Source organism: Embleya sp. NPDC025285 (genome assembly GCF_055558835.1).
Window position 1 is genome coordinate 1 of the sequence record NZ_JBVHLU010000205.1, and the last position, 8463, is coordinate 8463.

1 protein-coding gene is annotated in these 8463 nt (G+C 71.9%); it reads right to left on the reverse strand.

Annotation, left to right across the window (positions count from 1 at the left end):
* Positions 1-8442 (reverse strand): SDR family NAD(P)-dependent oxidoreductase (locus ACZ4FV_RS51025; RefSeq protein ID WP_465328229.1); only part of this gene is annotated, 8442 nt, incomplete at its 3' end.
* Between the last annotated feature and the right edge of the window lie 21 nt (positions 8443-8463).

Sequence of the window (8463 nt, forward strand, 5' to 3'; positions counted from 1 at the left end):
CAACCCCCACACCGCCGACCACGCCAGATCCGACACCACCGAACCCGGCCCGACACCCACCGCACCCCGCGTCACCACCACCAACCGCGAGGCGGCGAACCGCTCGTCGCCCAACCACTCCCGCACCACCGACAGCACTCCGGAAGCTGCGGCATGCACCCGCTCGGCCAATCGCCCGTCGTGGTCGGTGTCGTCCTGCGACGACCCGGCCCCGCACGGCAGCAGGACGACATCCGGTACCCGGCTCCCCGCGTCGATGGCCGCGCCGAGCGCCGCGAGGTCCTGGTGTACGGCCGGCGGCCCTGCGGCCGATTCCGCGCCGATCGCGGCGAGTACGGCCCATTCCTCCGGCAGCGACTCGCCCCCCGGGACAGCCGGGGCAGGCACCCAGTCGACGTGGAACATGCTCCGGTCACGGTCGCCCCGCGTGTCCTGGAACTCCTCGATCGAGACCGGCCGGACCACCAGCGAATCGACGGTCAGTACCGACCGCCCCGCCTGGTCGGCCAGTTCGACCGCGACCTCGTCCGGGCCGAGATGTGTCAGCCGTACCCGCAGAGCGGTCGCGCCGGTCGCGGTCAGGGACACGCCTGCCCAACGGCTCGGCAGCCGCAGGCGTCCGGCCGCGCCGTCACCGAGGGCGATGCCGTGCAATGCGGCGTCCAGCAGGGCCGGATGGATGCCGAATCGGGACGGACTCTCCTCGTTCGCGGGCAGCGCGACCTCGGCGTAGGTGTCCTCGCCGACGCGCCAGGCCTTCGACAGGCCCCGGAAGAGGCCCTCGTAGCCGTGGCCGGCCTCGGCGAGGCCGTCGTAGAAACCGTCGAGGTCGATCGGCTGTGCGCCGGCGGGCGGCCAGACCGCGAACTGCCCGGCCGCCCGGCCTGCGCCGGTTGCCAGTACGGCGGTGGCGTTTCGTATCCAGGGCTCGGTGGCATCCGCGTCGGCCGCTCGGGAGTGGATGCTCAGGTCGTACGTCCCGACGTCCGCCGACTCGTCCACGCGGATTTGGATGCGTACCGCGCCCTGGTCCGGCACGCGCAGCGGGGCTTCCAAGAGGAGTTCTTCCAGCCGGTCGCAGCCCACCTCGTCCGCGGCGCGGATCGCCAGTTCGGCCATGGCAGCGCCGGGGAGCAGTACCGAGCCGGCAACCCGGTGGCCGCTCAGCCACGGGTGCGCGGCCGACGAGAGCGATCCGGTGAGGACCAGGCCGTCGGAGTCCGCCAGCCGCAACGCGGCGCCGAGCAGCGGGTGATCGGCCGTTGTCAGACCGACCGAGCCGAGGTCGCCCGCGGTCGAACCGGCGGTCGCCGGCCAGTACCGCCGGCGCTGGAAGGCGTACGTCGGCAGGTCCACCGGCCCGGCGCCGCGGACGTTCGGCAACGGTCGCCAGTCGACCGACAGGCCCACGGCGAACGCCTCGGCGAGCGCCGAGGTGAAGCGGTCCGGACCACCCTCACCTCGGCGCAGCGTGCCCAGGGACACCGCTCGGGACTCGGCGGACTCGATGGTGTCCACGATCGAGCCGGTCAGGACGGGGTGCGCGCTGACCTCGATGAAGGTGTCGGAGCCCTGGCTCAGGAGGAGGCGGATCGTCTCCTCGAAGCGGACCGTCCGGCGAAGGTTGGTGTACCAGTAGGTGGCGTCCAGCGCGGTGGTCTGCAGCCGCTCCGCGGTCACCGACGAAAAGAACGGGACGGTCGGCGCCATCGGTTCGATGTCGGCCAGTTCCGTCAAGAGCCGTTCGCGGATCGATTCGACCTGCACCGAGTGCGACGCGTAGTCCACCGGCACCCGACGCGCCCACACACCCCGCGCATCGCACTCGGCGAGCAACTCCGCCAGCGCGTTGGTCTCACCGGCCACCGTCACCGACGCCGGGCCGTTCACCGCCGCCACCGACACCCGACCCTCGTAGCGCGCGATCAACTCCTCCACGCCGACAAGCGACAACGACACCGACGCCATCCCGCCCGAACCCGCCAACTCCAGGATCGCCCGGCTCCGCAACGCCACGACCTTCGCCGCATCCGCCAAGGACAACGCCCCCGCGACACACGCGGCCGCGATCTCCCCCTGCGAATGCCCCACGACCGCGCCCGGCTCCACCCCGAACGAACGCCACAACTCGGCAAGCGACACCATCACCGCCCACAACACCGGCTGCACCACATCGACCCGACCCAGCCACTCCTCCGACTCCGACCGCAGAACCGACGTCAACGACCAATCCACAAACGGCGCGAGCGCCCCCTCACACTCCGCGATCCGCCCGGCGAACACCGCCGACGAATCCAGCAACCCGGCAGCCATCCCCAACCACTGCGACCCCTGACCCGGGAACACGAACACCGCGCGGCGCGGGCCCTGCGCAATCCCCTGCACCACATTCGCCGCAGGCACCCCCGCGGCCAGCGCTGCCAGCCCGGCCGTCAGCTCCCCGAGGTCTGCGGCCAGGACAACGCTCCGGTGCGCCAGCACCGACCGCGAGGCGGCAAGCGAGAACGCCACCGCAGCCGGGTCCAGCTCCATCCGCCCGGCAAGGAACTCGGCCAGCCGGCCAGCTTGCGCCCGCAGCGCGGCTTCCGACCCGCCCGACACCACGAACGGCAGCGCAGCGCTCGACCGGGCCGTCTCCTCCGGAACGAATGTCGGCACGACGGCCGTCGCGGGCACCTGCTCCAGCACCACGTGCGCGTTCGTACCGCTGATCCCGAAGGAGGAGACGCCCGCCCGGCGCGGCCGGCCCGTGTCCGGCCACTCCCGTGCCTCGGTCAGCAATTCCACCGCACCAGCCGACCAGTCGACGTGCGAGGAGGGCGCGTCGACGTGCAGCGTGCGCGGAAGGATCCCTTCGCGCAGCGCCATCACCATCTTGATCACGCCGCCGACGCCCGATGCGGCCTGCGCGTGACCGATATTCGACTTCAACGACCCCAGGTACAGCGGCTGTTCGTCCCTCCGGTGCTGCCCGTACGTGTCGATCAGGGCCTGCGCCTCGATCGGGTCGCCGAGCGTCGTACCGGTGCCGTGCGCCTCGACGGCGTCCACGTCCTGCGCGCTCAACCCCGCATTCGCCAACGCCTGCCGGATCACCCGCTGCTGCGACGGTCCGTTCGGCGCGGTCAGTCCGTTGCTGGCACCGTCCTGATTGACGGCGGAACCGCGGACCACCGCGAGTACTCGGTGGCCGTTGCGCTCGGCGTCCGACAGCCGCTCCACCAGCAGTACGCCAACGCCCTCGGCCCAGGCCGTCCCGTCCGCGCCGTCCGCGAACGCCTTGCAGCGGCCGTCGTCGGAGAGTCCGCGCTGGCGGCTGAACTCGATGAACATGTCGGGGCTGGACATGATGGTGGCGCCACCGGCCAGGGCCATCGTGCACTCGCCCCGGCGCAGCGCCTGGGCGGCCAGGTGCAGCGCGACGAGCGAGGAGGAACAGGCGGTGTCGACGGTGACGGCAGGGCCCTCGAAGCCGAAGGAGTAGGCCAGCCGGCCCGAGGCGACGCTGCCGGTGGTCCCGGTGAGGCGGTAGCCCTCGACGGCTTCCGGCGTGCGGCTCAGCAGCGGCCCGTAGTCCTGCGACACGGCACCGATGAACACACCGGTCGCGCTGGCCTTCAGCGGCGCCGGGTCGATCCCGGCCCGCTCGAAGACCTCCCACGACGTTTCCAGGAGCAGCCGCTGTTGCGGGTCCATCGCGAGCGCCTCACGCGGCGAGATGCCGAAGAACTCGGCGTCGAAGTCGGCCACGTCGTCCAGGAATCCACCGGTACGGACGTAGGTCTTGCCCGAACTGTCGGAGTCGGGGTCGTAGATTCCTTCGAGGTCCCAGCCTCGGTCGGTGGGGAAGCCGGTGATCGCGTCGCGGCCGTCGGCCACCAGGCGCCACAGATCCTCCGGCGAACCGACCCCACCGGGGAACCGGCAGGCCATGCCGACGATCGCGATCGGCTCCTCGTCCCCGGCCGGGGACGAGAGCCCGGTCACGGCGGGCGGCGTCGCGCGCCGCTCGCTCAGGATCCGGGACCTGAGGTGCCGGGCCATCGCCGCGGGTGTCGGGTAGTCGAAGGTCAGGGAGCCGGACAGGTGCAGGGCGGTCGCGGCGTTGAGCCGGTTGCGCAGTTCGACCGCGGCCAATGAGTCGAACCCCGCCGCCTTGAACGTCTGTTCCGATGCGATCAGGTCCGCCGACGCGTGGCCCAGCACCATGGCGGCCTGCGTCCGTACCAAGTCGGTGAGCAGTTGGTCCTGTTCCGCGCCGGACAGCCCGGACAGCCGCTGCGACAGGGCTGATTCACCACCCGTCACCGTGGCCGCGACCTGTGCGGCACGGCGGACCCGGGCGCGGACCAGGCTGCGCAGCAGTGCGGGGGTCGCGCCGTGGGCGGCTTGGGTGCGCAGCGCCGTGTGGTCCAGCCGGACCGCGGCGAGGTTCGCGTCGCCGACGTGCAGGGCCGTTTCCAACAGGCCGAGGCCCTGTTCGGCCGTCAGCGCGGCGATGCCGGAGCGGCGCATCCTGGCGAGGTCCTGCCGGCCGAGTTGCCCGGTCATGCCACTCGCGTCGGCCCACAGGCCCCAGGCGAGGGAGGTGCCGGGGAGCCCGGCGCGCTGACGGTGGGCGGCGAGCGCGTCGAGGAAGGTATTCGCGGCGGCGTAGTTGGCTTGGCCCGGGGTGCCCAGCAGTCCCGCGATCGAGGAGAACAGGACGAAGGCGGAAAGGTCGTGGTCGGCGGTCAGTTCGTGCAGGTTGACCGCGCCGTCGACCTTGGCCCGCAGCACGCGTTCCAGTTGCTCGGGCGTCATGGACTCGATCAGCGCGTCGTCGACGACGCCTGCGGCGTGGACAACGGCGGTGAGTGGGGCGGCGTCCGGTATCCGCGCGAGGACTTCGGCGACAGCTTCCCGATCAACGGCGTCACATGCCTCGATGGTCACCCGGGCACCGAGATCGGTGAGTTCGGTCGCCAATTCGCCCACGCCGGGAGCGTCCGGGCCCCGGCGGCTCGCCAACACCAGGCTGCGGACGCCGTGTTCGGTGACCAGATGGCGAGCCACCAAAGCGCCCAGCGTGCCGGTGCCACCGGTGATCAGCACGGTCCCGTCGGGGTCGAGCGGCACCGGCATCCGTAGCACGAGCTTCCCGGTGTGCCGGGCCTGCGACATGAACCGAAACGCCTCCGGCGCGCGCCGCACATCGAAGGACCTCACCGGAAGCGGCGCCAGCACGCCCGACCCGAACAGCCTCAACACGTCGCCCAACAGCGATCCGATCCGCTCCGGCCCCGCGTCCAGCAGGTCGTACGCCTGATACGAGACCCCGGGATACCCGACCCGCACCGCCTCCGCATCCCGGATGTCGGTCTTGCCCATCTCCAACAACCGGCCACCATCGGCCAGGAGCCGCAGCGAGGCGTCCACGAACTCACCCGCGAGAGAGTTCAACACCACATCCACACCACGGCCGTCGGTCGCGGCTCGGAATCGGTCCTCGAACGCCGGCGTCCGGGACGAAGCGATGTGGGCGTCATCGAGACCCAGCGATCGCAGAGTGTCCCACTTGCCCTCACTCGCCGTCGCGAATACCTCGGCACCCAGATGACGCGCGATCTGCACCGCCGCCATCCCCACCCCACCCGCGCCGGCATGAACCAACACCGACTCACCGGCCCGCAGACCACCCAGCTCGACCAAGCCGTAATACGCCGTCAGGAACACCACCGGCACCGACGCCGCCTGCTCGAACGACCAGTCACCCGGCACCGAAGCCACCGTCCGCACATCGGCCACCGCCATCGGACCGAACGACGGGAACATCCCGAACACCCGATCACCCACCGCGAACTCGGACACCCCCGGACCGACCTCGGCCACCGCACCCGCGCCCTCGCCACCCATCGACGCGGCACCCGGATACACACCCAACGCGATCAACACATCGCGGAAGTTGAGACCGGCGGCCCGCACCGCGATGCGCACCTGACCTGCCCGCAAGGGCTCCAGCGCCTCCGGAGCCACCACCAACGCCAAATCGTCCAGCGTCCCGCGCGCTACACCGTCCAGTCGCCACGCGCCGGATGGCGGCACCAACGTCCCGCCCCGACCTGCCCGGACGAGCCTCGGCACGAGTACGGCGCCCGCGCGCACGGCGACCTGGCTCTCGCCTGCGGCCAGGGCGATGCGCGCCACCTCCTCGGGGTCCGCCGCATCGGCGGCCAGGTCCGGGTCGAGGTCGATCAGCAGGAACCGGTCGGGGTGCTCGCTCTGCGCCGACCGCACCAACCCCCACACGGGGGCGTGCACGAGGTCGACGACCGGATCACCGGGGGCTGCCGCCACCGCGCCGCGCGTCACCACTACGAAGCGCGGTGTCGCGGATTCGGCGGTCGCCGTCTCGGTCAGCCACGCCTGCACTGCCGTGAGGAGACGTACGGCCGCCGCCTCGGCGGCCCGCGCGAGGTCCGCGGTGACCACCTGTACCGGCGTGCAGTCATGGACGGTCACGTCCAAGGGAAGATCCAGGCCCGGTCCCGGGTCGGGGGTTTCGCCCGGTTCGGTGTCCGGCACGGGCCGGCCGACCGGTGTCCAGACCACCGGGTACAGGGAATCCGCCGCCGAGGAAGTGACGGCCGACCGTGCCGGGTCGGCTGTGCGCAGTTCGAGTGCCTCGGCGGAGAACACCGGCTGTCCGGTGCCGTCGGCGGCTTGGACCGCGATCGTGTCCGGGTTTCCGTCGACCATGGCCAGGCATACCCGGAGCGCGGACGCCCCGGCCGCGTACAGTTGCATGCCGCGCCACCCGAAGGGCAGCCGCATCGTCGGCTCCCGGCCCGGGCCGGCCGCGTCGAGATCATCCCCGACCAGAGCATGCAGGGCGGCATCGAGCAGGGCCGGATGGACCCCGAACCGGCCTGCGTCGTGCGTCTGTTCGGCGGGCAACTCGACCTCGGCGTACAGCTTGCCGTCCGGGCCCCGGTACAGCGTGCGCAGTCCCCGAAACGCGGGCCCGTAGCCGTAACCGGCTTCGGCGGCGCGGGCGTAGAAGCCGTCGATGTCGATCGGCTGTGCGCCGACCGGCGGCCAGCCGGCGAGATCGAACGCCGCTTCCGTGGCGTCCTCGGCGAGGAAACCGGTGGCGTGGCAGGTCCATTCGCCGTCCTCGCCCACCGCTTCGTCTCGGGAGTACACGCCGACTGCCCTGCGTCCGGCGGCGGTCGGCGGCTCCACCTGAACCTGGAGGGCGAGCGCGCCGTTCGCGGGGACCACGAGCGGTGCCTGGAGGGTCAGTTCGTCGACGCGGCGGCAGTCCGTCCGGTCGCCCGCCTGGACGGCCAGATCCGCGAAGGCGGTTCCGGGCAGCAGTACCGTCCCCGCGACGGCGTGGTCGCGTAGCCAGGGCTGGGCTTGAAGGGAGATCCGGCCGGTCAGCATGACCGCGTCGGAGCCGGCGAGACGTACGGTCGCCGCGAGCAGGGGGTGTTCGGCAGCCACCAGCCCGAGTCCGGCGGCGTCGGCGGGTGCGCCCGCGGTGCCGTCGAGCCAGTAGAGCCGGCGTTGGAAGGCATAGGTGGGCAGGTCGAGGTGTCGGCGCGCGGCGGGCGTGAGCACCGCGGACCAGTCGGTCCTGTAGCCGCGCACGTGCGCGAACGCAAGCGCGGAGAGCAACGCGTCGCACTCCGCGCGGTCCCGGCGCAGTGCGGAGGTGGCCGCGATGTCGGCGGCGGTACCTTCCTCCGCAGCGGTCGCCGAGGCAACGCAATCGTGGACCAGTGCCGTCAATACTCCGTCGGGGCCCAGTTCCAGGAAGGTTCCGACGCCGGCCGCGCGCAGGTGTTCCACGCCGTCGGAGAAGCGCACGGCCCCGCGCACCTGCCCTACCCAGTAGTCCGGGTCACTCAACTCCTCGATACTCGCGGGCCGTCCGGTCAGGTTGGAGACGATCGGCAGGGCCGGCCGGCCGAAGGTCACGGTGGCGAGGACGCCCCGGAATTCGCCCAGCATCGCGTCCATCCGCAGGGAATGGAACGCGTGACTGACCGTCAGCCGCTTGGTCTTGCGCCCCCGCGCCGCGAAGTCGGCCGCCACCCGAAGCACCGGCTCCTCGTCACCGGAAAGCACAACCGAGGTCGGGCCGTTCACCGCCGCGAGACCCGCCGTATCGCCGACTCCCGCCGCCGCCAGCGCCGTCGTCACCTCGGCCTCGGCGGCCTGCACCGCGACCATCGCACCACCCGCCGGGAGCGCCTGCATCAACCGGCCCCGCGCGGCCACCACCACGGCCGCGTCCTCCAACGACCACACCCCCGCCACATGCGCGGCGGCCAACTCACCGATCGAATGCCCCAACAGGAAGTCCGGCCGCACACCGAACGATTCCACCAACCGGAACAGCGCCACCTCCACGGCGAACAACGCCGCCTGCGTGAACACCGTCTCGTCCAACAAACCCTCGGCACCCTCCGCACC